At 72.3% G+C, this 23292-nt stretch carries 25 protein-coding genes and 1 pseudogene; 13 read left to right on the forward strand and 13 right to left on the reverse strand.

Going from position 1 to position 23292, the window contains the following annotated elements:
- Positions 1–207: 207 nt before the first annotated feature.
- A pseudogene (locus AC3RJ7_RS04745) lies at positions 208–598 on the forward strand (VOC family protein).
- 9 nt (positions 599–607) lie between these two features.
- Here AC3RJ7_RS04745 and AC3RJ7_RS04750 read toward each other — a convergent pair.
- Positions 608–2167 carry a DNA recombination protein RmuC gene (locus AC3RJ7_RS04750; protein ID WP_491454668.1) on the reverse strand — a complete coding sequence of 520 codons (1560 nt, stop codon included), beginning with the start codon at positions 2165–2167 and terminating at the stop codon, positions 608–610.
- Positions 2168–2419: 252 nt separating this feature from the next.
- Positions 2420–3028 (reverse strand): 3'-5' exonuclease, encoded by a 609-nt coding sequence (locus AC3RJ7_RS04755; RefSeq protein ID WP_491454669.1) that lies wholly within the window; start codon positions 3026–3028, stop codon positions 2420–2422.
- Between the two features lie 66 nt (positions 3029–3094).
- On the opposite strand from AC3RJ7_RS04755, the gene AC3RJ7_RS04760 reads away from it, so the two are divergent.
- Positions 3095–3841: a class I SAM-dependent methyltransferase gene (locus AC3RJ7_RS04760; RefSeq protein WP_491454670.1), complete on the forward strand. Its 747-nt coding sequence runs from the start codon at positions 3095–3097 to the stop codon at positions 3839–3841.
- A gap of 38 nt (positions 3842–3879) precedes the next feature.
- Here the strand turns inward: AC3RJ7_RS04760 and AC3RJ7_RS04765 are convergent, their stop codons facing one another.
- Complete coding sequence (locus tag AC3RJ7_RS04765) at positions 3880–4365, reverse strand: SRPBCC domain-containing protein (protein WP_491454671.1); 486 nt, start codon at positions 4363–4365, stop codon at positions 3880–3882.
- Entirely contained in the window at positions 4362–4664 is a 303-nt protein-coding gene (locus AC3RJ7_RS04770; RefSeq protein ID WP_491454672.1) for an ArsR/SmtB family transcription factor, read from the reverse strand. Before AC3RJ7_RS04770 ends, AC3RJ7_RS04765 begins: the two co-directional genes overlap by 4 nt.
- 113 nt (positions 4665–4777) lie before the next feature.
- On the opposite strand from AC3RJ7_RS04770, the gene ychF reads away from it, so the two are divergent.
- Entirely contained in the window at positions 4778–5851 is a 1074-nt protein-coding gene (gene ychF, locus AC3RJ7_RS04775) for a redox-regulated ATPase YchF (protein WP_491454673.1), read from the forward strand.
- Positions 5848–6213: a zinc ribbon domain-containing protein YjdM gene (locus tag AC3RJ7_RS04780; protein ID WP_491454674.1), complete on the forward strand. Its 366-nt coding sequence runs from the start codon at positions 5848–5850 to the stop codon at positions 6211–6213. The genes ychF and AC3RJ7_RS04780 overlap by 4 nt, the downstream gene beginning before the upstream one ends.
- 30 nt (positions 6214–6243) lie before the next feature.
- Here AC3RJ7_RS04780 and AC3RJ7_RS04785 read toward each other — a convergent pair whose 3' ends face one another.
- Positions 6244–6807, reverse strand: a complete 564-nt coding sequence (locus AC3RJ7_RS04785; RefSeq protein WP_491454675.1) for an ArsR/SmtB family transcription factor — start codon at positions 6805–6807, stop codon at positions 6244–6246.
- A gap of 67 nt (positions 6808–6874) precedes the next feature.
- Here AC3RJ7_RS04785 and AC3RJ7_RS04790 point away from each other — a divergent pair, with 67 nt between their 5' ends.
- Complete coding sequence (locus tag AC3RJ7_RS04790; RefSeq protein WP_491454676.1) at positions 6875–7471, forward strand: dienelactone hydrolase family protein; 597 nt, start codon at positions 6875–6877, stop codon at positions 7469–7471.
- Positions 7468–8016, forward strand: coding sequence for a GNAT family N-acetyltransferase (locus AC3RJ7_RS04795; protein ID WP_491454677.1), 549 nt, complete (start codon positions 7468–7470; stop codon positions 8014–8016). Before AC3RJ7_RS04790 ends, AC3RJ7_RS04795 begins: the two co-directional genes overlap by 4 nt.
- A gap of 11 nt (positions 8017–8027) precedes the next feature.
- Here the strand turns inward: AC3RJ7_RS04795 and AC3RJ7_RS04800 are convergent, their stop codons facing one another.
- Positions 8028–8609, reverse strand: coding sequence for a hypothetical protein (locus AC3RJ7_RS04800; RefSeq protein WP_491454678.1), 582 nt, complete (start codon positions 8607–8609; stop codon positions 8028–8030).
- Between the two features lie 120 nt (positions 8610–8729).
- Between AC3RJ7_RS04800 and AC3RJ7_RS04805 the strand changes: the two genes are divergently transcribed.
- Positions 8730–9329, forward strand: coding sequence for a class I SAM-dependent methyltransferase (locus tag AC3RJ7_RS04805; RefSeq protein WP_491454679.1), 600 nt, complete (start codon positions 8730–8732; stop codon positions 9327–9329).
- Between the two features lie 39 nt (positions 9330–9368).
- Here the strand turns inward: AC3RJ7_RS04805 and AC3RJ7_RS04810 are convergent, their stop codons facing one another.
- From AC3RJ7_RS04810 to AC3RJ7_RS04820, 3 genes are read right to left on the reverse strand one after another with little or no spacing between them, the layout of a single operon-like run.
- A complete protein-coding gene (locus AC3RJ7_RS04810; RefSeq protein ID WP_491454680.1) occupies positions 9369–13190 on the reverse strand; it encodes an SCO7613 C-terminal domain-containing membrane protein in 3822 nt (1273 codons plus the stop codon).
- Positions 13187–13435, reverse strand: a complete 249-nt coding sequence (locus AC3RJ7_RS04815; RefSeq protein WP_491454681.1) for a helix-turn-helix domain-containing protein — start codon at positions 13433–13435, stop codon at positions 13187–13189. Before AC3RJ7_RS04815 ends, AC3RJ7_RS04810 begins: the two co-directional genes overlap by 4 nt.
- The gene (locus AC3RJ7_RS04820) at positions 13435–13911 is read right to left on the reverse strand and encodes a DUF2975 domain-containing protein (RefSeq protein ID WP_491454682.1); all 477 of its coding nucleotides are present in this window, start codon (positions 13909–13911) and stop codon (positions 13435–13437) included. Before AC3RJ7_RS04820 ends, AC3RJ7_RS04815 begins: the two co-directional genes overlap by 1 nt.
- On the opposite strand from AC3RJ7_RS04820, the gene AC3RJ7_RS04825 reads away from it, so the two are divergent.
- The gene (locus AC3RJ7_RS04825) at positions 13910–14263 is read left to right on the forward strand and encodes a GNAT family N-acetyltransferase (RefSeq protein ID WP_491455230.1); all 354 of its coding nucleotides are present in this window, start codon (positions 13910–13912) and stop codon (positions 14261–14263) included. The genes AC3RJ7_RS04820 and AC3RJ7_RS04825 overlap by 2 nt on opposite strands.
- On the opposite strand, the gene AC3RJ7_RS04830 is transcribed toward AC3RJ7_RS04825, so the two are convergent.
- Positions 14260–14835 (reverse strand): 1-acyl-sn-glycerol-3-phosphate acyltransferase, encoded by a 576-nt coding sequence (locus AC3RJ7_RS04830; protein WP_491454683.1) that lies wholly within the window; start codon positions 14833–14835, stop codon positions 14260–14262. The two genes, AC3RJ7_RS04825 and AC3RJ7_RS04830, sit on opposite strands and share 4 nt — an antisense overlap.
- Before the next feature lie 75 nt (positions 14836–14910).
- Here AC3RJ7_RS04830 and AC3RJ7_RS04835 point away from each other — a divergent pair, with 75 nt between their 5' ends.
- From AC3RJ7_RS04835 to AC3RJ7_RS04855, 5 genes are all read left to right on the forward strand, one after another.
- Positions 14911–16596, forward strand: a complete 1686-nt coding sequence (locus AC3RJ7_RS04835) for an ABC-F family ATP-binding cassette domain-containing protein (RefSeq protein WP_491454684.1) — start codon at positions 14911–14913, stop codon at positions 16594–16596.
- 110 nt (positions 16597–16706) lie between these two features.
- Complete coding sequence (locus tag AC3RJ7_RS04840) at positions 16707–17240, forward strand: RNA polymerase sigma factor (protein ID WP_491454685.1); 534 nt, start codon at positions 16707–16709, stop codon at positions 17238–17240.
- 94 nt (positions 17241–17334) lie between these two features.
- The gene (locus AC3RJ7_RS04845) at positions 17335–18825 is read left to right on the forward strand and encodes a hypothetical protein (protein WP_491454686.1); all 1491 of its coding nucleotides are present in this window, start codon (positions 17335–17337) and stop codon (positions 18823–18825) included.
- A 58-nt stretch (positions 18826–18883) separates the two neighbouring features.
- Complete coding sequence (locus AC3RJ7_RS04850; protein WP_491454687.1) at positions 18884–19732, forward strand: DNA-formamidopyrimidine glycosylase family protein; 849 nt, start codon at positions 18884–18886, stop codon at positions 19730–19732.
- Positions 19733–19841: 109 nt separating this feature from the next.
- On the forward strand, positions 19842–21548 hold the full coding sequence (locus tag AC3RJ7_RS04855) for a cell wall-binding repeat-containing protein (protein ID WP_491454688.1): 1707 nt from the start codon (positions 19842–19844) through the stop codon (positions 21546–21548).
- A gap of 19 nt (positions 21549–21567) precedes the next feature.
- Here the strand turns inward: AC3RJ7_RS04855 and AC3RJ7_RS04860 are convergent, their stop codons facing one another.
- Genes AC3RJ7_RS04860 through AC3RJ7_RS04870 form a run of 3 tightly spaced genes read right to left on the reverse strand, consistent with a single transcriptional unit; the run spans position 21568 to position 23284 of the window.
- Positions 21568–22305, reverse strand: a complete 738-nt coding sequence (locus tag AC3RJ7_RS04860; RefSeq protein WP_491454689.1) for a hypothetical protein — start codon at positions 22303–22305, stop codon at positions 21568–21570.
- A 56-nt stretch (positions 22306–22361) separates the two neighbouring features.
- Positions 22362–22577: a hypothetical protein gene (locus AC3RJ7_RS04865; RefSeq protein ID WP_491454690.1), complete on the reverse strand. Its 216-nt coding sequence runs from the start codon at positions 22575–22577 to the stop codon at positions 22362–22364.
- A 44-nt stretch (positions 22578–22621) separates the two neighbouring features.
- Complete coding sequence (locus AC3RJ7_RS04870; RefSeq protein WP_491454691.1) at positions 22622–23284, reverse strand: GntR family transcriptional regulator; 663 nt, start codon at positions 23282–23284, stop codon at positions 22622–22624.
- Between the last annotated feature and the right edge of the window lie 8 nt (positions 23285–23292).

Raw genomic sequence — 23292 nt, forward strand, 5'->3', positions numbered from 1 at the left:
GTCGCGGCGACGTGAGCGCGACAAGATCGTCGCACGACCAACCGTCTGAGATCCCGGACGTTCTCGCATCCGAGTTCGAGGCTCCGCTCACCGCCCGGAACGAACGCGTGGGCTCCGTCGAGGGCGTTGCCGCCGCCCGCGAGAGGTGCGAGGCTCGGGCGCAGGGTGCCGATACTCGGGGTGCATCCTGGATCGAGGGTGTGGCAAATGGTGCAGATGCTGGACGCGTTTCCGGGGCTGGCGGTCGACGATATCGAGGCGGCGCGGACGTTCTACCACGACGTGATCGGGCTCGGCGTCGCCGATGAGATGGGTGCGCTTCGACTCACCCTTCCGTCGGGCCAGACGCTCTTCGTCTACGGCAAACCCGACCACGAACCAGCCGGCTTCACGGTGCTGAACTTCGTCGTCGCCGACATCGACGTCGCAGTCGACGAACTCAACGCCGCAGGCGTAGTGACCAAGATCTACCGCGGCGACGAGGACTTCGGCACCCGACGAACGCGGCATCGCGCACGGCCGTGCCGCCGGAATGGGGCCGGACATCTGCTGGTTCCGCGACCCTGCCGGCAACGTGCTGAGCGTGCTGCAGCCGTAGCCGTCAGGGTCAGTTCGAGGCCGACCGCACCTCGGGGTCGATGTCGGCGCCCTCGAAGGCGTCGTCGAGGGGCAGGAGCGCGTCGTCCTGGATCGATGCCGCCGCGCGATCGGTGGCGGTGCCGGCGGTCGCGCGCTCGTCGCCGCGGATCGAGTCGGCGGGGGCCGGCTGGGAGGCGGCGGAACCGGAGGCGGCGGACTCGGCCGAGGCCGGCTCCGCGGTCGTCGCAACCTCGGCCTCGGTGAGCTCGGGCGAGGTGAGGCGGCGCGGCGACTCGTGGATCGAATGCGGCTCGGCGACCGCCTCGAGCTTCGCCTCGTTGATGCCCGGGAACTGGCGCGCCGTCACGAGTACGCGCGACTCGAGCGAGCTCGCGAACTTGTTGTAGCTGTCGACCGTGCGCTCGATCGCCTTGCGCAGACCGTCGGCGTGGCCGGCGAGCACGCCGATGCGCTGGTAGAGCGTGTTGCCGAGGTCGAACAGCTTCTTCGCCTCGTCGGAGACGGCCTGCTGCTGCCATGCGTAGTCGATGGTCTTGAGCACGGCGAAGAGATTGACGGGCGACGCGAGGGCGACCCGGCGCTCGAACGCGTAGTTGAGCAGCGTCGCGTCGGCCTCGAGTGCGGCAGAGAGCAGCGACTCGTTCGGGATGAACGCGATCACGAACTCGGGAGAGGCGTCGAAGCCCTGCCAGTACGTCTTCTTCGATAGGGCGTCGATGTGCAGGCGCACCGCCTTGACGTGCCGTTCGATGAGCGCCTTGCGCCGCGCCGCCTCTTCGCCGACCGCCGTCTCGGGAATCGACGAGGCCTCGATGTAGTGCTCGAGTGGCACCTTCGAGTCGAGCGGGATGTACTTGCCGCCGGGCAGGTAGACGACCATGTCGGGCCGGCCGCGGCCGGCGTCGGTCGAGATGGAGTGCTGCACGCCGAAGTCGACGTGCTCGAGCAGGCCGGCGGCCTCGACCACGCGGCGCAGCTGCGTCTCGCCCCAGACGCCGCGCGTGCTGTTGGAGCGGAGGGCGCTCGCGAGCGACTCGGTCGTGGCGCGCAGCCGCTCGTCGGCGGCCTGGGCCTGCTTCAGCTGTTCGGCGAGCGAGCCGTACTGAGCGCTGCGCTGCTGCTCGAGCTCGGAGACCTTCTGCTGCATGTTCGCGAGCGTCTCGCGTACGGGGCTGAGCGCCTGCAGCACCGCGCTCTCGCGCTTCTCGCGCTCGGCGCGCTCGGCCTGGTCGAGGCGCTGCTGCTCTGCCGCGTCGCGCTGCTGGAGGCGCTGCTGCTCGAGCTGCTCGCGCAGCCCGTCGACCGCGGCCGACGCGGCGGCGAGGTCGGCGCGCAGCTCGGCCTGGGTCTGCTGCTCGGCGGCGACGGCCCGCGAGAGTGCGGCGTCGCCCGCGGCACGGACCTCGAGGAGTTCGCGCTCGTGCCGTGCGGCGACGAGCGCGGGGTCTTCGACGATCGTCGCGTCGACGGGGGCCGCGTCGGCACGTCGCTGCGCGAGGAACCATGCGCCGAGCGCGCCGAGCGCGATGCCGACGACGAGGCCGATGATGAGCAGCAGGATCTCCATGTCACCGAGTGTCGCAGGGGCCGCCGACATCGGGGGTGAGGCGCTCGGGGGAGCGGGGTCTCGAGGGGGGGTCGGCCGGTGGTCTCGATACGGCGCTTCGCGCCTACTCGACCGACCTGCGTGGTCTCGATACGGCGCTTCGCGCCTACTCGACCGACCTGCGTGGTCTCGATACGGCGCTTCGGGCCTACTCGACCGACCGACCCGCGTGTACTCGACCGACCTGCGCGTACTCGACCGACCGGCCCCCGCCTACTCGACGGACGGGGCGACCGGCGCGGGCGCCGGCCGCGGCGCTCCGAGGACGCCGACCCGCACGCCGGCGAGGCGGGCGAGGCCGTCGAGGTCGGCGGCGTCGTGCCGCCCGGCGGCGTGGGCCATGATCGCCGCGCACGCCTCGGCGTCGTCGAGCGCGTTGTGGTGCGAGAAGTCCTCGAAGCCCGCTGCCATCGCCGCGACCGGCAGACGGTAGGAGTCGAGGTGGTACGTCTTGCGTGCGACCTGCAGGCTGCAGAGATAGCGGTGCGCCGGTGTCTCGAGGCCGAAGGCCTCGGAGGTCTTCGCGATGACGCCCATGTCGAACGTCGCGTTGTGCGCGACGAGCCAGTCGTCGCCCGTGAACGCGCGGAACTCCTCGAGACGACCCGCCCAGCTCGGGGCATCCGCGACCATGTCGGGCGTGATGCCGTGGATCCGGATGTTCCACTCGTTGAACTCGTCGTGCGGGAACGGCGGCCGCAGCAGCCAGTACGCCCGGTCGACGACCCGCCCGTCGCGCACCTTCACGAGCCCGACCGAACAGGCCGAGGCGCCCGAGGAGTTCGCGGTCTCGAAATCGATGGCGGTGAAGTCCACGGGCATGCGGGCATCGTCGCACGGCCCGCCGACGGTTGACGGATGCCTCGCCGCGGGCATGGAATGGGGACCATGAATCCCCTCGGACCGGAGAACGAGCATGCCGCGCGGTCGTTCGGCTCCGCGGCATCCGTCTATCACGCGGCGAGGCCCGGGTACCCGGCCGACGCGGTCGCCTGGCTCGTCGGCGACGCCGTGCGCGTGCTCGACCTCGGGGCGGGCACCGGCAAGCTGACCCAGGCGCTCGTGGAGCTCGACCGCGAGGTGATCGCGGTCGATCCCGTCGAGGAGATGCTCGACGAGCTCGAGATCGCGGTGCCCGGGGTGCCGCGCATCCTCGGCACGGCCGAGGACATCCCGATCGAGGACGACGCGGTCGACGCCGTCGTGGTGGGGCAGGCGTGGCACTGGTTCATCCCCGAGCGTGCCGTGCCCGAGATCGCGCGCGTGCTGCGCCCCGGCGGCGTGCTGGGCCTCGTCTGGAACAGCCGCGACACGAGCGTCGGCTGGCTGCACGAGGCGGGCGAGATCATGCACGAGCGGCACGACGCGAGCGCGAGCTTCGAGGCCTACGTGCGCATCGGCGAACCGTTCGGCCCGATCGAGGAGCACACGGTCGCGTGGTCGGCGACCATGAGCCGCGAGCGGTTCCTCGACCTCGTGCGTTCGCGCTCCTACTTCATCACGGCGAGCCCTGAGGAACAGCGCGACACGATCGCGAAGCTCGAGGAGCTCCTGGCGCGGCATCCCGATCTCGACGGCCGCGGCGAGCTCGAGGTGCCGTACCTGACCCGCTGCTTCCGCGCCCGGCTCGCCTGACCGGTTTCACAGCTCGTGGCCGGCACCGCTCGCGACGATCAGGCCGTCGCAGCGACGAACTTCCCGAGCACGAACTCCCATCCGGTGACGTAGCGGTCGCGCACGTCGCCGTCCCGGCGCTTCATCCACCCCGTGTGCACGAGCGTGAGCGTGCACCCGTCGCCCTCGGCCGCGAAGGTGACGGCCACGTCCGTCGCCTCTTCCGGCCCGAGGGAGGGGTGCCACGTGAAAGCGACCTCGTGCGGCGGCTCCCACCGGGTGAGCGTGCCCCACACGCTCGTCGTGCCGTCGCGCTGCGTCTCGACGATGAGGCCGCCGACGCGGCCGTCGATCGCGAGCCCGACGGCGTCCTCGTGGCCGGCCGAGTGGGTCGCGAGCGGCCACCACTCGGCGATGCGGGCGGTGAACAGCTCGAACGCCCGCTCGGGTGCGAGCGGCACGTGCACGGCCTTCACGATCGCGGCGCCGTGCGGGTCGGTCTCGTCCATGACGCCCTTCTGATTCATGTCGACGGTCTCGTTCACGATGACTCCTTCGATTCGCGCTCCGCCGCCTGGGCGAAGCGGGTCAGTGCGGCCGACCAGAACTCGTCGAGCCAGCCGCGCAGCGCCTGCGCGCCGCGGTCGTCGAGGCGGTAGATGTTGCGCGTGCCGGATGCCTCGTGGCTGACGAGCCCGCTGCCCGCGAGCACGCGCAGGTGCTGCGACACGGCCGGGCGGCTCACGGGCAGTCGCCCGGCGAGCTCGCCGACGGAGAGCGGACCGGCTGTGGCCAGCAGCTCGACGATGCGCCGCCGGGTCGGGTCGCCGAGGGCGTCCAACACTTGGTAAGCCTCCACGAACGGTAAGTTACCACTTACGGATGTCGCGAGCAAGCGCTTCCGCGAGGCATCCGCCACATCAACCGGTCAGCGTGAGACCGGTACGATAGACCCCCGTGGCACTCACCATCGGAATCGTCGGTCTCCCGAACGTCGGCAAGTCGACCCTCTTCAACGCCCTCACCAAGAACCAGGTGCTCGCGGCGAACTACCCGTTCGCGACGATCGAGCCCAACGTCGGCGTGGTGAACCTGCCCGACCCGCGCCTCGAGCAGCTCGCCTCGATCTTCGGCTCCGAGCGCATCCTGCCCGCGGCCGTGTCGTTCGTCGACATCGCCGGCATCGTGCGCGGTGCGTCCGAGGGAGAGGGGCTCGGCAACAAGTTCCTCGCGAACATCCGCGAGGCCGACGCGATCGCGCAGGTCGTGCGCGGGTTCAGCGACTCCGACGTCGTGCACGTCGACGGCGCCGTCGACCCCAAGGCCGACATGGAGACGATCAACACCGAGCTCATCCTCGCCGACCTCGAGACCCTCGAGCGCGCCATCACGCGATACGAGAAGGAGGTCAAGGGCAAGAAGCTCGACCCCTCGGTGCTCGCCGCCGCGAAGGAGGCGCAGGAGGTGCTGCAGACCGGCACCCCGCTGTCGGCCTCGAAGGTCGACCTCGCGCCCATCAAGGAGCTCGGCCTGCTCACGGCCAAGCCCTTCATCTACGTCTTCAACGTCGACGAGGAGGTGCTGACCGACGCGGCGAAGAAGGCGGCGCTGGCCGAGCTCGTCGCGCCCGCCGAGGCCGTGTTCCTCGACGCGAAGATCGAGTCGGAGCTCATCGACCTCGACCCCGAGGAGGCGGCCGAGCTGCTCGCCTCGACGGGCCAGGACGAATCGGGCCTCGACCAGCTCGCGCGCGTCGGCTTCGACACCCTCGGCCTCCAGACCTACCTCACCGCCGGCCCCAAGGAGTCGCGCGCGTGGACGATCCGCAAGGGCGACAAGGCCCCGCAGGCCGCCGGCGTCATCCACACCGACTTCGAGCGCGGCTTCATCAAGGCCGAGGTCATCTCGTTCGCCGACCTCGTCGAGACCGGCTCGGTCGCCGAGGCCCGCGCGAAGGGCAAGGCCCGCATGGAGGGCAAGGACTACGTCATGCAGGACGGCGACGTCGTGGAGTTCCGCTTCAACGTATGAGCGAGTCGACGCTGCCCCCGTGCCCCGAATGTGCGAGCGAGTACACGTACGAATCGGGTGCGCTGCTCGTGTGCCCGATGTGCGGGCACGAGTGGGCGCCGAGCGACTGTGAGGACGACCCTGCCGCGGCCGGCTCCGACGGTCGGGTGATCACGGACGCCGTCGGCAACGTGCTCTCCGACGGCGACACCGTCACCGTGGTCAAGGACCTCAAGGTCAAGGGCGCATCGGGCACCATCAAGGTCGGCACGAAGGTCCGCGGCATCCGGCTCATCGACGGGGTCGGCGACCACGACCTCGACGGCAAGGTCGACGGTTTCGGGCAGCTGCAGCTGAAATCGAGCGTCGTCAAGAAGGTCTGACCGGGTGCCGACGGCGCCGGCCCGCAGCCCTCACTCAGTGGCGGGCAACGCCGGATAGTCGGTGGGGTAGACCCCGATCGCGAATCCGTAGACGGTCTCGCCCGACCGCGGCAGCCGGTCGAACTCGTCGACCAGTTCGGCCATGCGGCGCCAGAACTCGGAGGCCTGGTCCTCCGAGATGCGTGCATGCCTGATGAAGCCCCAGAGACGTCCCGCTTCGAACGCCGCCGCCGACTCGCGCGCGGCGACCTCGAAGTCGTTGAAGTCGCCCGTCGGGTCGGCACCGGCCGACGATCGCTCCGCCGCGACGTAGAACATGCGGGCGGTGCGCCCGTAGAAGCGCTCCTCGATCGCCCGCACCCTGCGTGTTCGCACGACGCGGAGCAGGCCGTTGGCGGCGAGCACCTCGACGTGGTGCGCGACCGTGCTCTTGGGCCGACCGACGGCCGCAGCGAGCTCGGTGACGGTCGCGGCCCGCTCGTGGAGGAGCTGCAGGATCGTCGTGCGGAGCGGGTGTCCGATCGCCCGCACCTGCGCCGGCTCGGTCAGCGCGATCCGATCGGCGAGCTCGTAGTCCGGAGGGTTGTCCGCCATGACCGAACAGACTAGCATTCTCGAATGAACCAGAACATTCGATCATTTGAGGAAGGACGTCGGTGACATGGCCGAAGTGCTGCTGTACCACCACATCCAGGGCCTGACCGACGGCGTGCGCGCCTTCGCCGACGACCTGCGGCAGGCCGGCCACACGGTGCACACGCCCGACCTGTTCGGCGGCCGCACGTTCGGCAGCATCGAGGAGGGGTTCGCGTTCGCCCGCGAAACGGGGTTCGACACGATCCGCGAGCGCGGAGCGGCCGCCGCCGACGAGCTCGGGCCCGAGCTCGTGTACGCCGGATTCTCGTTCGGCGTGACGATCGCCCAGCGACTCGCCCAGACCCGGCCGGGAGCGCGTGGGGCGATCCTCATGTACTCCTGCATCCCGGTCGAGGAGTTCGGGGGAGTCTGGCCCGACGGGGTCCCGGTGCAGATCCACGGCAAGGAGGGTGACGAGTTCTTCGACGAGGACCTGCCCGCCGCGCGCGAGCTCGTCGCCTCGACGAGCGATGCCGAACTGTTCGTCTATCCGGGCGACCAGCACCTCTTCGCCGACTCCTCGCTCGAGGCGTACGACCCCGAGGCGGCGGCGCTGCTCACCGATCGCGTGCGTGCGTTCCTCGCCTCGGTCGGCTCCGATCGTGCGACGATGACCGGGTGACGCTTCCGACCCCGACGCTGGAGACCGACCGACTGCGGCTGCGGCCGTTCGCCGATGCCGACGCCGACGACCTCTACGCGGTGAACAGCGATGCGCACGTGCTGCGCTACTGGGACTCGCCGCCGTGGACCGACCGGGCGTCGATCGAGCGGTTCATGGCCGGATGCCGACGGATGGCGGACGAGGGCACCGGTGCGCGGGTGGCGATCGAGCGGAAGGCCGACGGGGTCTTCGTCGGCTGGGCCACGTTCAACAGCTGGAATCCCGACTTCAAGAGCGCCTCCCTCGGATACTGCTTCGTGCAGTCGGCCTGGGGGCACGGCTATGCGACGGAGTCGGCACGCGCCCTGCTCGGGTGGGCATTCCAAACGCTCGACGTCAACCGGATCCAGTCCGAGACCGACACCCGCAACACGGCGTCGGCGCGAGTGCTGGAGAAGCTCGGCTTCGAGCGCGAGGGGACGTTGCGCGAAGACTGCATCGTCAACGGCGACGTGTCCGATACCTGGGTGTACGGCTTGCTGCGGCGCGACTGGACGGGCTGAGCCCGCTCGCGTCAGACCGCGGTGCCGTCGGGCCGAGGAGCCGCGCCGCGGCGCGCGTCCGCGTCCGCCGGGTCCGCGGGGCGCTCGTCCGCGTCCGCCGCGGTCGGATCGCCGGCGCGCGCGCCGACCCGGTCATCCTCTACAGCGACCCGGTCGTCGTCGTCGACGCCCGTGTCCCGTCCCGCATACCGCCCGCGAGCGGCTTCCGCCGACGCGTCGGGATCGACGTCGGCCGCCTTCCGGGCTTGGGCGTCGGCCTTCTCCTGGAGCTCGGCCGCGCGTTCGGCACGATCCGTTCCCTCGTGTTCGAGTCGCTCTGCCTCGAGCCGGGCTCGCTCGGCCGACGCCTCCGCCTCGGCGGCGCTCGCCTGGGCGGCGAGCCGATCGGCCTCCGCCTGCGAGGCGGCGGCGGCCTGCTCGCGAGCGTCGCGCGCCGTCTCCTCGGCCTTCTCCCGCAGCTTCGCCGCGCGGCGACGATCGGCGTCGGCCCTGGCCTGCGCCAGACGCCGCGAGTTCGCCCACACCACGACGGCGACGATGATCGCGACGACGATGATGCCGACGATGATCCAGATCCAGATGTTCGTATCCATGAGAGGCTCCCACCCTTCTGGCGACAGCATCATTCAACGAGTCGGCGGGCTCGGCCGACAAGGGGTTGTGCCCGGTGCCGATGTCTGCGTCGGCCGGTACGTTCGGACGGAGGAGGTCGCATGGGAATCGAAACGGTGCGCGATCGCTACGCGGCGCGAGCCGGCGAGTACACCGAGCTCCTGGGCTCGGTCGACGACATGGCCCCGCAGGATCTCGACCTGATCGCGCGATGGGCCGCGACGCTCGACGGGCCGGCCGTCGACGCGGGCTGCGGCCCGGGCCACTGGACCCGGTTCCTGCACGACCGCGGGGCCGACGTCTTCGGACTCGATCTGGTTCCCGCGTTCGTCGACGGCGCCGCCCGCCGGTTCCCCGGCATCGAGTTCCGCTTCGGCGAACTGACGTCCCTTCCGGTCGAGGATGCCTCGCTCGGCGGCATCCTCGCGTGGTATTCGATCATCCACACCGACCCAGAGGGGGTGCCCGCGATCCTCGAGGAGTTCGCTCGAGGCATCCGACCCGGCGGAACCCTGCTGCTCGGATTCTTCGAGGGCCCGCGCCTGGAGCCGTTCGATCATGCCGTCGTCACCGCCTGGTTCTGGCCGGTGCCCGAGATGGCCGCAGCGCTCGACGCGGCCGGCTTCGACGTCGTCGAGACGCACACTCGGACCGACCCCGGGCACCGCCCGTACGGCGCGATCATCGCGCGGCGGCGCTGAGACCCTCGACGCGGTCGGGCGCCCAGCGCCCTCGGCGCGTCAGGTGAGGTCGCCCAGCCGTGCGACGATGCCCTGGTCGGCGTCGGCACGACGCTCGGTCGTGACGGCGATGATGAGCAGCACGGCTCCGACGACGGCGAGCGTGATCCACCACGGCATCGACTCGATGCCGCGACCGATCTGCACGGCGAACACCACGATGTTCTCGACCGGCAGCACGATGATGCCGATGAGGAACGGCGCCGCGAGCTTGAGGGCGGAACCGACGAGGATCGCGGCGAGCGCGAGCAGGATGACGAGAATCGCTCGCCACGTCTGCGGGTCGGTGAAGGTCGCCGTGATCGACGCGGAGAGCAGCACGACGAGCCCGGGCGCGACGAGCGCCCACGATCCGCGCGAGCCGGCCGGCCACGTGGTCGAGCGGGATGCGAGCGAGCGGACACCGCCGGGCGCCTCGCGCAGGCCATCGCCGGCAGTGGTGCGACGCAGCGCCAGCACCCCCGCCACGAGCAGCGACATCCCGAGCGGCACCGAGAACCACTCCACCCGCAGCTCGCGCGGACTCCACGCGACCACCCCGGTGACGAACGCGAGTAGGAAGACGAACCACACCAGCGGCAGATTCGTGCGGCCGGCGAGCGATCGGGCGGCCGCGACCACCATGACCCCGAGCATGACGAGCATGAGCACCCACATCGACCAGATCTCGGGCCATTCGGCGCGGATCGCCGGCCACGACGCGAACGCGACGTAGGCGAGCGCCGGGGCGGTCAGCCATCGCGAGCGGGCGAGTCCGGAACTGCCCGCCGCACCCGCGATGATGCCGTGGGCCGCCGTCGTGGCGGCCGTCGCGCCGAGGAGTCCGACGCCGGCGCACAGGACCACGAGCGGGATGCCGGCGAGCGGAGACCCGGGCATTCCGTCGAAGCCGAGACGAGCGCCCTGCGCTGCCGCGGCTGCGGCCGCGACGATCGCGGTCGCGCGCACGGCGGGCCGGAGCGTTCGCAGGCGTACGGCGCGCGCCGAGCCGCCCCGCCCGATGACGTGCCCGATCACGACGAGCAGCCACGCCGAGGTGATGAGCGCCCAACCGCGCAGGTCGGCGGTACGGGCCGCGGCGCCGCCCTCGACGGGCGGGAGCGCCGCGATGGCGAGCGCCAGCAGCGAGGGGACGACGGCGACGAGCAGTCCCGTCGCGACGAGGGCGAGCCCGCGCGCACCGCGGGCGACGAGCACCGCGCCGACGAACGCCGCCGCCACCCCGGGCGGTACGAGGTACGCCTCGACGGCATCGACGCCGAGGAGACCCCAGAAGCACCACAGTGCGCCCGTGAAGCTCGCCGCTGCGAGCCACCAGCCGAGCTGCCGCCGCTGCACGACGGCCATGGCGGCGGTGCCGACGCCGAGCACCACGAGCACGACGAGCGTCGTCTCGAGCCCGGTCGCCACCCGGACGAGGGAGAGTGCGACCCCGATCGCCCCGGTCGCGAGTGCCGACCACTCGATCGCGGTACGAACGGCGCGGGATGCCGCGGGGCCGAGCCCGTGCCGGGCGAGCGCGTGCTCGACCGCCTCGGTCATGGGCAGCACCGCTGCGACGAGTGCCGCGATCACGGGGAGCACGACGGGCGAGGCGCTGCCCGCGAGCAGCTCGGCGCCGAGGCAGACGACGACGACTGCGGCGCTCGGGACGAGCAGCGCCGCCGCCGCGGTGCGGAGCCCGAGCCCGAGGCCCGGTCGGCGGGTCATCACGAGTGCTGCCGACAGGAGCAGCATGAGGCCGGTCGAGAGTGCGGTCCAGCCGCTGCGCTCGAAGACGACCTGCACGATGCCGATGCCGAACGGCACCGCGGCCACCGCGAGTATCGCCCACCACTCGCGTGCGCCGACGCGGGGCAGGAACGTCGCGACGATCGCGGCGAGGAGGCCCACGGCCGTCGTGAGGCACCACTGCGCGATGCCCGCGAGCGCCGTCGTGCCGAGCACGGTGGCGACCACGGTCAGTGCATAGGCGAAGCCGATGCCGACGTAGGCGAACCGCGCCTTCGCCGGCATGATGCGTGCGATCGCCGTGAGCACGACGAGCACGGCGAATCCGGCCCAGGGCTGCGTCGAGGGGTCGGTGCCAGCGAGCAGCGCGGCGAACAGCACGGCGAGGTGGGCCCCGGCGACGAGTGTGCCGCCCACGAACGTGCGCGGGCGAAGCACGGCGAAGATCCGGACGGCCCCCGCGACCACGAGCGCGAGCGCCAGCGCGATCGCGACGCGCGACACGAGCGCGAAAGCGGGCGCGCAGGCCACGAGCAGCCACGCGAGCACGCCCAGCGCGGCCGCCGACGCGCCGAACCCTCCATCGACGGCGAGCTGCCGGGCGGGCGCATCGCCCTGTTCCGCCCCGCCGCGCCGACCGGCCGAGATCAGTGCGATCGTGCCGAGACCGATCGCCGCCGCGGCGCAGGCGCAGGCGACCGCGATGACCTCGTCGGACACCGCGAGCGACACACTGAGCGGCACGGGCGAGACCGCGTCGACGAGGGTGGTGAGCACGGTCGCGAGCGCGATGGTCGCGGGGCCGGTCACGGCTGCCGCGGCAGCGGCGAGGGCGCCGCCGCCGAACGCCCGCGGCCTCACCCGGGCGAGCGTCGGGGCGAGCAGCCACGCCGCGACGAGCCCGACGTTCGCACCGGCGACGAGTACGGCGAGCGCCCAGAAGATCGGCGACTCGTCACCGGCGCCGGCCGCGAACGGCAGCACGCCGACGGCGGCGACGCCGGTGAATCCCGCGAGCGCGCTCCAGAACCATCGCGCCGGATGGCGCGACGAGAGCACGCCGAGTACCGAGAGGCCGGCGAGCACTCCGGCGACGATGAGCCACCGGCTCGCGTTCGTATCGGCGCCCACGAACGGGAGCATCACGAGCGTGAGGGGGACGGCGGCGACCTGCACGACCGTGAGCGCGACCTCCTCCGCGACGAGGCCGCCGAACCGTGCGCCGACCCGTCGGGCGAAGCCGATGAGGCCGAACGCGGCGAAGGCCGTGGCGAGGTGGCCGACGAGCGCGGTGCCGGCGGTCCCGCCCGAGTAACCGAACGACGCCGGGACTGCGGTGAGCCCGACGAGGCCGGCCCACACCCAGATCCGCACCCGCGCGAGGAGGCCGAGCCACGTGATCGCGGCCCCGCCCACGAGCAGGGCGACGGCGGTGGCGAACCACGCACTCGCCGGGTCCGACGTGAGCCCGACGATCGAGGCGACGTCGAGCGCGCCGAACACGAGCGCGAGCCCGCCGACCGACTCGGCGGAGAAGCGAAGGCCTCGGCGGGCGAGCCACCAGGCTCCGGCCAGGAAGGTCAGCGTCGTCGCCGCGATGATCGCGCTGCGCACGCCGTGGTCGGTGAGGTCCGGGTTGAAGAACGTGAAGACGACGGCCGCGACCGCGAGGAGCCCCGCGCCGGCGACGGCGAGTACCGACTGCACGGTCGCGCTCGACTCGGGGCGGGATGCGGCCGCGGCGATCGGCGCGCGGGCGACCGAAGGCCGCGCCGGGCGGCCGGATGCCTCCGGCCCGGCAGCCGGTGCCACCACGGCCCCGGCATTCCCGGGACCGGTCTCCGGACTCGTCGCGGGCGCGAACGGAACGCGGTCGACGACCGCCTGCCGCCCCCGGATCGCGTCGGCCGCGTGCCGGGAGGCGATCGCGAGCGCCTGCGCGAGCCCGGCGTCGACGGCCGCTCCGCAGCTCGGGCATCTCCCGTCGCGGAGGCGATCGCGCACGCAGACCGGGCAGGCGGTCGCATCGAGCAGGTACGCGATCGTGGCGTCGCTCCATCCGCGCGCGGTCGAGATGGCGGGTCGAGTCATGCCGAGACCTCCGACTCCGCGCCGGTCGAGGCATCCACGTCATCGGGCACCCAGCGCAGGATGTCGCCGGGCTGGCACTGGAGCACGCGGCAGATCGCGTCGAGGGTCGAGAATCGCACGGCTTTCGCGCGGCCGTTCTTCAGCACCGACACGTTCACGGGTGTGATGTCGATCGCCGCGGCGAGATCGGCGACCGACATCTTGCGCTTCGCGAGCTGGACGTCGAGGTCGATGACGATGGGCATCAGACGACCTCGGAGAGGTCCTGCTGCAGTTGCGCCGCGTTGCGGAGCAGCCCGCGCATGACGATGACGAGGAACGAGAGTCCGGCGCCGATGACGAAGCCGAGCGCGCAGAGCAGCTGCACCGAGGGGTTCGCGACGCCGGCCGTGAACAGCAGCACGAACGAGACGCCGATGAGCAGGGTCGCGGCGATGATCGCGCCGAGGATCACGTCGACCCACCGGAACGCGTCGGTGCTGAAGATGTTCCTCCGGCCGACCATCGACAGGAGTCGCCACACGCAGACGTTGACGACCTGGATGCAGAGCAGGAACAGCTCGGCGATCACGATGCCCGGGAACTCGAGCGCCGCGAACTCCGGGTACCGGGTCGCCATGCTGTGCGCCGTCTGCGGCACGAGGAACAACTGGCAGGCGAGGATGAGCACGATCATCACGGCGATGAGTGCCTTCAGCACGAGGATGGTGGGCCGTTGCATGCGATTCCTATCGATATTCGGTAGACACCTATCGAGAAACGATACACAGGCGGCGCGGAAAGCGATAGCCGTCACGCACATCGGGCTCGGCCCGCTGCCGTCGACGCACGGCAGGGGCTACGGCACCGACGTCGTGGCGACCCTCTGCACGTACGGCTTCGCGTACCGCGGCATGCGCCGGTTGCAGATCGAGACGCTCGCCGACAACCACGCGATGCTGCGCGCCGCCGAGCACAACGGCTTCGTGCGCGAGGGCGTGCTGCGCTCGTCGGCGTGGGTCGTCGACGAACACGCCGACGAGGTCATCCTCGGGCTGCTCGCCGACGAGTGGCGAGCGCGACCGCGCGCCTAACCGCGCGCCGCCTCCTCACGGAGACGCGGTTCGACGCGAAGCTTCGGGCGCACGCCCGACTTGTCGGCGTAGAACGCGCGGATGCGGTCCATGTCGGCCGCGACATCCCCCGTCAGGTCGATCGTCGGGCCGAGACCCGTCGTCATGGTCGTGCGGTCGACGTAGCCGAGCGTGACGGGCATGCCGGTCTCGCGGGCGATGCGGTAGAAGCCCGACTTCCAGTACTCGTGCGCGCCGCGGGTGCCGTCGGGCGTGACGACGAGCCCGAAGACCTCGCCGGCCCTCACGCGCGCGACGACCTCGCCGACCACGCGACTCGGGTCGGCGCGATCGACCGGGATGCCGCCGAGCCCGCGCATGATCGGGCCGCGCCAACCCGCGAACAGGCTCTTCTTCCCGAGCCAGCGCACGTCGATGCCGAGCCGCCAGGCGATGCCGAGCATGAGCACGAAGTCCCAGTTCGACGTGTGCGGTGCGCCGACCAGCACGGTGGGCCGGGCGGGCGCGGGCTCGCTCCTGAGGGTCCAGCGACTCAGGGCCCAGTAGACGCGGGAGACGAGTCGTCGGAGCATCCCGCAAACGTATGCGATCGAATATGTCCGTTGCGGTATGCGGGCGGGGCCGACTCGGCTGACTAGGGTGGTCCGGTGACTGCAACACTCGTGGCCCAGGGCCTCGCCGGCGGGTACGCCCACCGCACCCTCTTCGACGATCTCGACCTCACGGTCGCACCGGGCGACGTCGTCGGAGTCGTCGGGGCGAACGGGGCCGGCAAGTCGACGCTCCTCGGCATCCTCGGCGGGGCGATCGCGCCCCTCGCCGGAACCGTGTCGCTCGCGCCGTCCGACGCGTTCGTCGGCTGGCTGCCGCAGGAGCACGAGCGGGTCGAGGGGGAGACGATCGCGCAGTACGTCGCCCGCCGCACGGGCTGCGCCGAGGCATCCGCCCGCCTGGATGCCGCGGCAGCGCTCCTGGCGCTGCCGGAGCCGCCCGCCGGCGTCGACCCCGCCGACGAGTACTCGATCGCGCTCGAACGCTGGCTCGCCTCGGGGGCGGCCGACCTCGAGGAGCGGCTGCCCGCGGTGCTCGCCGAGCTCGGGCTCGCGGTCGGCGACGGCGAGGGTGCGCCCGACGGTCACGCGGTCACCGCCGACTCGCTCATGACCGGGCTCTCGGGCGGGCAGGCCGCCCGCGTCGGGCTCGCCGCGCTCATCTGCTCGCGGTTCGACGTCGTGCTGCTCGACGAGCCGACCAACGACCTCGACCTCGACGGGCTCGCCCGGCTCGAGGCGTTCGTCGCCGGGCTCCGCGGCGGGGTCGTGCTCGTGAGCCACGACCGCGAGTTCCTCGCCCGCACCGTCACGAAGGTGCTCGAGCTCGACCTCGCCCAGCACTCGAACCGGGTCTACGGCGGTGGCTACGACGCCTACCTCGAGGAGCGCGAGACCGTGCGCCGGCACGCTCGCGAGGACTACGAGGAGTTCGCCGCGAAGAAGGCCGACCTCGTCGCCCGCGCCCGCGTGCAGCGCGAATGGTCGAGCCAGGGCGTGCGCAACGCCATGAAGAAGTCGCCCGACAACGACAAGATCCGCCGCAAGGCGTCGATGGAGTCGAGCGAGAAGCAGGCGCAGAAGGTGCGCCAGATGGAGAGCCGCATCGCCCGCCTCGAGGAGGTCGAGGAGCCGCGCAAGGAGTGGAAGCTCGAGTTCACGATCGGGCAGGCGCCGCGCTCGTCGTCGGTCGTCGCGACGCTCGACGCGGCGACGGTCGCTCGCGGCGACTTCACGCTCGGGCCGGTGTCGCTGCAGGTCACCGCCGGTGACCGCATCGGCATCACCGGGCCGAACGGCGCCGGCAAGTCGACCCTGCTCGGGCTGCTGCTCGGCCGAATCGCCCCCGAGGGCGGGCGTGCGAGCCTCGGTTCGTCGGTGGCGATCGGCGAGATCGACCAGGCCCGTTCGCAGCTGGCCGGCACCATGCCGCTCGCCGACGCGTTCGAGGCGCTCGTGCCCGAGCTCAGCTCGGGCGAGGTGCGCACCCTGCTCGCGAAGTTCGGCCTCAAGGCCGATCACGTGCTGCGACCCGTCGACGACCTCTCGCCCGGCGAGCGCACGCGCGCGGGCATGGCGCTGCTGCAGGCGCGGGGCGTCAACGTGCTCGTGCTCGACGAGCCGACGAACCACCTCGACCTGCCGGCGATCGAGCAGCTCGAGCAGGCGCTCGAGGGCTACGAGGGCACGCTGCTGCTCGTGACCCATGATCGCCGCATGCTCGAGCACGTGAACCTCGACCGGCGCTGGCACGTCGAAGCGGGGCGGGTCGCCGAGGCCTGAACCGAGACATCGACCGCATCGCCGTGCAAGACTCGCGGCACGGGCGACACAGACATGGTGTGAGGAATGCCGATGCCGCCGTCGCCGCCGAGACGACCGAGGGGGTGGCGATGCCTGCGAGCACCGATCCGCCCGCGACCCCCGACGATGCCGCGCGTGACGCGGCCTGGTTCACCGGGCTCGTGCGCGAGCACTCGACCGCGCTCGTCCGCTACTTCGCCCGCCGAGGGCCCCGCCAGGACGCGGAGGACCTCGCCGCCGAGGTCTTCGCGACCGCGTGGCGGCGTCGAGCCGATGTCCCCCGCGACGCGGAGCTCCCGTGGCTCTACCGCACGGCGGGCTTCACCCTCGCGAACCACCGGCGCAAGCACGTCGACCTCCCGGTCGACGAGGTGCCCGAGGCGGGCGTCGCCCGGGTCGCCGACGATCCCGAGCTCAGCGCCCTCTTCGACGCCGAGCTGCGCGGCGCGCTCGAAAGCGTGGGGGAGCGCGATCGGCGCATCCTGCTGCTGCACGCCTGGGAGGGCCTCGACGGGGAGCGGCTCGCGCAGGTGCTCGGCATCTCGCGCTCCGGGGCGGATGCCGCGCTCTCGCGTGCTCGCAAGCGGCTCCGGGACGCGTGGGGCGAGCGGCTGACCTTCTGACCCGAGCCCCGATCGGGCCGCCCGGTGATCGCCCTGCAAGGTACGGCCGGGCCGAGACATATCCGATGTGTACCCACCACGGAGGCTGATCGACATGAACGACGACCGCGAACGCGACCCGAACGGGCCCCGCGAGCACGACCCCGGAGACGAGCGCACGGCTGACGGCGAGCGAGTGCCCGGAGACGACCTCGCGCACGAGATGCCCGTCGACGAGGCATCCGACCCCGTGGCGCTGCTGCGCGCGGCCGACCCGGCGGCCGACGTCGAACCGCGCGACGGCTTCGCCGACGACGTGATCGCAGCCGCCGTCGACACGACCGGCGCCGGAGCGGGGCCGGTCGGCGAGGCGACCCCCGCCGCCGAAGGCGCACCCGTGGCCGACCTGACCGCCGAACGGGCCCGCCGCCGTCCGCGCTGGATCGCGATCGCGGCCGTCGCCGCGTCGCTCGCGATCGTCGGCGGGGCGGGATACGCCGCCGGTGCCGGCCTCAACGGCACCTCCATGGTCGCGGGGCCGGCCGCGCCGCCGATCTCGCTGCAGGGCTCAGGCGCCGGCGAGAGCGAATCGAGCGGTCCCGCCGACCAGTCGGTGACCGGGCAGGCGCCCGCCATGGGCGGTGCGGCGGACTCCAAGGTGTCGACTGACATGTCGTACCCCTACGGCTTCGGGTACGGCCGCAACGTCTTCAGCTCCTCGGGCCTCTCGACCGAGGGCGGCTCGGCCGCCGGGTACGGATACGACCCGCGATCCGCATCGAACGCGGAGACGGTGGCCGCGCTCGCCGCGGCGCTCGGCGTGCAGGGCACCCCCGAGCTCAAGGACGGCTCCTGGGTCGTCGGCCCGCAGGACGGCAGCGCCCCATCGGTCTCCGTCGGCCTCGACGGGACCCTGAGCTTCTGGTTCATGGACCCCGCGCTCGACCCGTGGGCGGAGTGCAACAAGCTGTACGCGGAGGGCGCGGAGCCGGACGTGGTCTGCGAGCCGCCCGTGCCCGAGCTGCCCGGCGATGCCGCCGCCGTCGATGCGCTCCGTTCACTCATCGCCTCGACCGGTCGCGACCCCGGGGCGTTCGAGTACACGACCGACAACAACTACGAGGGCGCCTTCACCCGCTCGGCGCAGGCGTGGCCCGTCGTCGACGGCCAGCGGCTCGACCAGGCATGGTCGATCGAAGTGACCCAGCAGGGCACCTACAGTGCGAGCGGATCGCTCGCGCCGATCGTCGCGCTCGGCGCCTATGCGATCGTGAGCGAGCAGGAGGCGTTCGACCGGCTCTCCGACCCGCGGTTCGGCGCGCAGACGACGGTGATGCCGTACGCCGCGATGGAGGGCGATGCAGCGGACATGCCCGAGGTCTACACCCCGCCGACCGAGCCGCCGGCGACGCCCGCCGAGGGGGCAGCGGTCTCGTGGCCCGTGCACGAGGTCGAGATCGTCGACGCGCGCCTCGGGCTCGCGAGCCAGTGGCAGCCCGACGGCAGCGTGCTCGTCGTGCCGGCCTACGAGTTCACCGACGCCGAGGGCGGCACCTGGTCGATGATCGCGGTGGCGGACTCGGAGCTCGACTTCTCGACCGAGTGACGGCCACGATGACGGGCGGCCCTTCCGGGGCCGCCCGTCATCGTGCGAGGCTGGGGGCATGCCCGAGTCGCCCGAGGTGCAGGCGCTCGCCGATGAACTCGACGAGCGATTGAGCGGTCACGAGATCACGGCGGTCGACGTCGTCGAGTTCCGCACGGTCAAGACGCGCACGACGCCGCCCACCTCGCTCGTCGGCGAGCGGGTCGAGGGGGTGTCGCGGCGCGGCAAGCTGCTCGACTTCGCGGTCGGCACGGGTCACCTGGTCGTCTCACTCGGCCGCCACGGCTGGGCGCGCTACGGCTCCGACGAACCGGCGGATGCCTCCGGCGACGACCGGCCGCCCACGCTCGCGATCGTCGAGTTCGACGACGGCACCGCCGTCGAGTTCACCGACGCGGGCGACTGGGTCTCGCTCGGGCTCTGGGTCGTCGACGACCCCATCGCGGTCCCGGCCGTCGCGAAGCTCGGACCGGATCCGGCCGACCCGGCGTTCACGCGGGCCGACTTCGACGCCGCGGTCGCGGGGCGACGCAAGCAGGTGAAGGCGCTGCTGCAGGAGCAGGAGTCGCTCGCCGGCATCGGCAACGCCTACTCCGACGAGATCCTGCACGCGGCGAAGCTCTCGCCGGTGGGGCACGCCGCAGCGCTCGACCCGAGCGCGCTCGACCGGTTGTACGCGACGACGGTCGGCGTCGTGAACGACGCGATCAGTGATCGGCGCGGCGTGCCGATCGACCGGCTCAAGGCCGAGAAGGTCGCCGCGATGCGCGTGCACGGGAGGGCCGGTGAGGCCTGCCCGGTCTGTGGCGACACCGTTCGCGACTTCAGCTTCGCGAGCACGACGGCGCAGTACTGCCCGACGTGCCAGACGGACGGCGAGTCGCTCCCGCTGAAGGCGGCCGACTAGCTCGCGCGCTTCCACCGGCCCGGCCCGCCTCGTAGACTGCGAAGTGCGAACGTCGGTCGGGGGACGCCGTCGCATCTCGACGTCTTCGCCACGGGGGAGGAGACGTCGCATGCGCGTCGCACGAAATGGAGCGATCGCACTCGCGGTCGCCGCGGTCATGGGGTTCGGCGGGATGTCTCCCGCCGTCGCAGCGAGCGGGCTGTCGCCGCTGACGCCGGAAGAGCCGGTCGCGGCGTCGTCGCCCGACCCCTCGGAGCCGCCGGCCGGGCCCGAACCGACCGGCGAGCCCTCGCCCGCCCCGGAGACCGCGGAGCCGACCACGCCGGCGACCGAGCCGCCGGCGACGGAGCCGCCGGCGACGGAGCCGCCCGCCACCGAGGCGCCGGCCACCGAGGTGCCGGCGACGAAGACTCCGTCGACGCCGGATGCCGACGCCGAGGCATCCCCCCGGTTCTCCGTCGCCGAGGCGACCGAGATCGAGCCGTTCCCGACCGGTGTGCAGCGGCTCGCCGGGCCGGATCGCTACGCGACCGCGGTCGCCGTGTCGAAGCGGTTCGCACCCGGCGTGCCCGTGCTCTACATCGCGACGGGCGCCGACTTCCCCGATGCGCTGAGCTCTGCGGCCGCAGCGGCCCACCGCGGCGGGCCGCTGCTGCTGACCCGGGCGACCGTCCTTCCGGACGTGGTCCGGGCCGAGATCGAACGGCTCGCCCCGCAGCGCATCATCGTGGCCGGAGGCGAGACCGCCGTCGGCGCCGCGGTCTTCCGGCAGCTCTCCTCGCTGACGCCGGCCATCGAACGCATCAGCGGCCGCGACCGGTACGAGACCGGTGAGCGGCTCGTCGCCGACGCCTTCGGCAGTGCCACCCAGGCGTTCGTCGCGACCGGCCGGACGTTCCCCGATGCGCTCGCCGCGTCGGCGGCCGCCGGTGCGATCGGCGCACCAGTGCTGCTCGTCGACGGATCGGCGGCGAGCCTGCGCGCCTCGACGATCACGACGCTGCGGACCCTTCGGGTGGGCACGGTGCGCATCGCCGGGGGCACCGGGGCGGTCAGCGCGTCGATCGCGAAGCAGCTGGTCTCGAACGGATTCGCCGCGAAGCGCCACGACGGCCTCGACCGGTACCTCACGGCCGCCGCGATCAACGAGGCGGTGTTCGGCGTCGACCCGGCGCTCGGACGGAATGCGTTCCTCGCCACCGGCGCCGATTTCGCCGACGCGCTCGCCGGGGCGACGCTCGCCGGGGCGATGGGCGACCCGCTCTACCTCACCATGGGCACCTGCATCCCGCACCCCGTCTGGGTCGCGCTCAACCAGCTGTCGCCGCCCACCCGCGTGATCATCGGCGGCACGGGCGTCGTCGGCGAGCAGGTCGCCGCGAACACGCCGTGCCCGATCATCTGGGCGAAGCCGGCCTCCGGGCGCATCACCGACGTCTTCGGCCCGCGCGACCCGATCTGCACCCCGAGCGGGTGCACGCAGTCCTTCCACCGCGGGGTCGATCTCGGCACCGGGTGCAACGCGCCCGTCTACGCGGCCTCAGGGGGTCGCGTGAGCACGTCGGCCTGGGTCGGCACCTACGGCAACTTCGTGAAGATCGCGCACGGGAAGGGCATCGACACCGGGTACGCGCACCTCGCGAACGGCGGCGTGCTCGTCAAAGCCGGTCAGCTCGTGCGCGCGGGTCAGCAGATCGGCTGGTCGGGCGCGACCGGGGCGGCGACCGGCTGCCACCTGCATTTCGAGGTCTACCAGTCGGGCGTGCAGATCGATCCCGTGCCGTTCATGCGCCAGCGGGGCATCACGCTCGGCTGAGCAGGGCCGGCGCGCCGCGTCAGCTCTCGGTGGTGACGCAGACGACGTCGTTGATCCAGCCGTACTCGTGGTCGTCGTCGCCGAAGACCACCGGTTCGGGAAGCCCGCGAACGACGCTGCCGAGCGTTCGGCGTTCGGTGCGTTCGGCCCCGCCGTCCTCCGAGGAGGAGAAGGCCAGTTCGACCTCGAGGGCGTCGCAGTCGGTGTCGGTGATGATCGCCGTCTGCCAGCAGCCGAGTTCGAACTCGGTCGGGCACTCGTCGTCGTAGCGTCCGTCGAAGTACGCCTCGACCGCCGCCGGGAAGCTGAACCCGGTCTCGTCCGCGCTGAGGTACTCAACCGGCGGCTGGTCGGCCTCGCTCTCCGCGGGGTCGGCGCCCGACGCGGACGATGCGCCGGCGTTCGACTGGCGGGAGAGCGACGCCGCCGCGAAGCCCGCGGCCGCGCCGACGCCCGCCACGACGAGCGTCGCGGCAACGGAGATCGCCACGATGCCCCCGGCGCCCATGCGTCGCCGGGCGGGCGGTGTCGCGGCCGGCGCCGCCGGCCAGCGGCCCGTCGCCTCGGCGATGAGCACGGCCCGCGCCGTTGCGAGCGCACCGGCCCAGGCCTCGGCCGCCGCCCGGTCGGCGGCGTCGGCGTAGCGCGCCGGAAGGCGCTCCTCTGCGGCGTCGCGGTATGCGGCCTCGACGAGCTCGGGCGTCACGACGGTCGAAGGTGCGAGCCGGAGCGCGGCACGGGCGGTGATGGGATCCACGACGCGATCATAGGGCGCCTGCGCGCCCGATCGGAACGCCGGGAGCGGCTGACGGCTCACGCCGCCAGCGTCGAGCCGCCGACACGGACCCGGCTGACCGCCTCGGGAGCCGCCGTGAACCGACCCGGCCGCCCGTCGGGTGTCAGGTACTGCACACGGATGCCGCGACCGACGCGACTGATCTTCGTCACCTCGTAGGCTCGGTCGGCGGAGCTCACGAGCGTGTCGCCGACGTGCAACTCGCGAGTCTGCCGCAGTGCCGTGATCTCCATGGTGAGATCCTCTCAGCACCCACCGACATCACCCCAGGTCGGCCTCAGGCGGCGAGCACATCGGCGAGCGCCGCCAGGATCGGCGCTCGCCCGAGTTCGATGTGCGCGTACGCCTGCGACGCCGCCAGCTCGGCGTTGCCCCTCACGAGCGCGTCGAAGAGCCGTTCGTGCTCGTGCGCCTGCGCTTCGTCGCGGGCCTCGTGCGTGAGCCGGAAGACCCACTCCATCCGTCCGAGCATCGGTTCGAGACTCCGCACGAGCAGTCCGTTGCCCGAGAGCCGCACGATTTCGGCGTGGATGCGCAGGTTCGCCGAGATGCCGGCCGACTCGTCGCCCGCCGAGAAGCGGTCCTGCGACCGCTCGAGGAGCTCGGCGAGCCGCTCCGGCGAGGCGACGCCCTCCTGGATGCGCCGAGCGGCCTGCCGGGTCGCGAACGGTTCGATGCAGAGTCGCGCGTCGAAGAGCTCCTCGAGGTCGGCGCGGGTGACGAGGCGCACGACGGCGCCGCGCCGCGGTTCCGTGACGACGAAGCCCTCCGACTCGAGCCGCTGCAGCGCCTGCCGCACGGGCACCCGCGACACCGCGTAGCGCTCCGAGAGCTCCCGCTCGATGAGGCGCGTGCCCGGCCGGGGGTCGCCGGCGATGATCGCGCGCAGGAGGGCGCGATAGACCCCGTCGGCGAGGGCTTCCTCGGTGCGCTGATTCATGAGGGTTC

The organism is Agromyces solani (assembly GCF_058349925.1).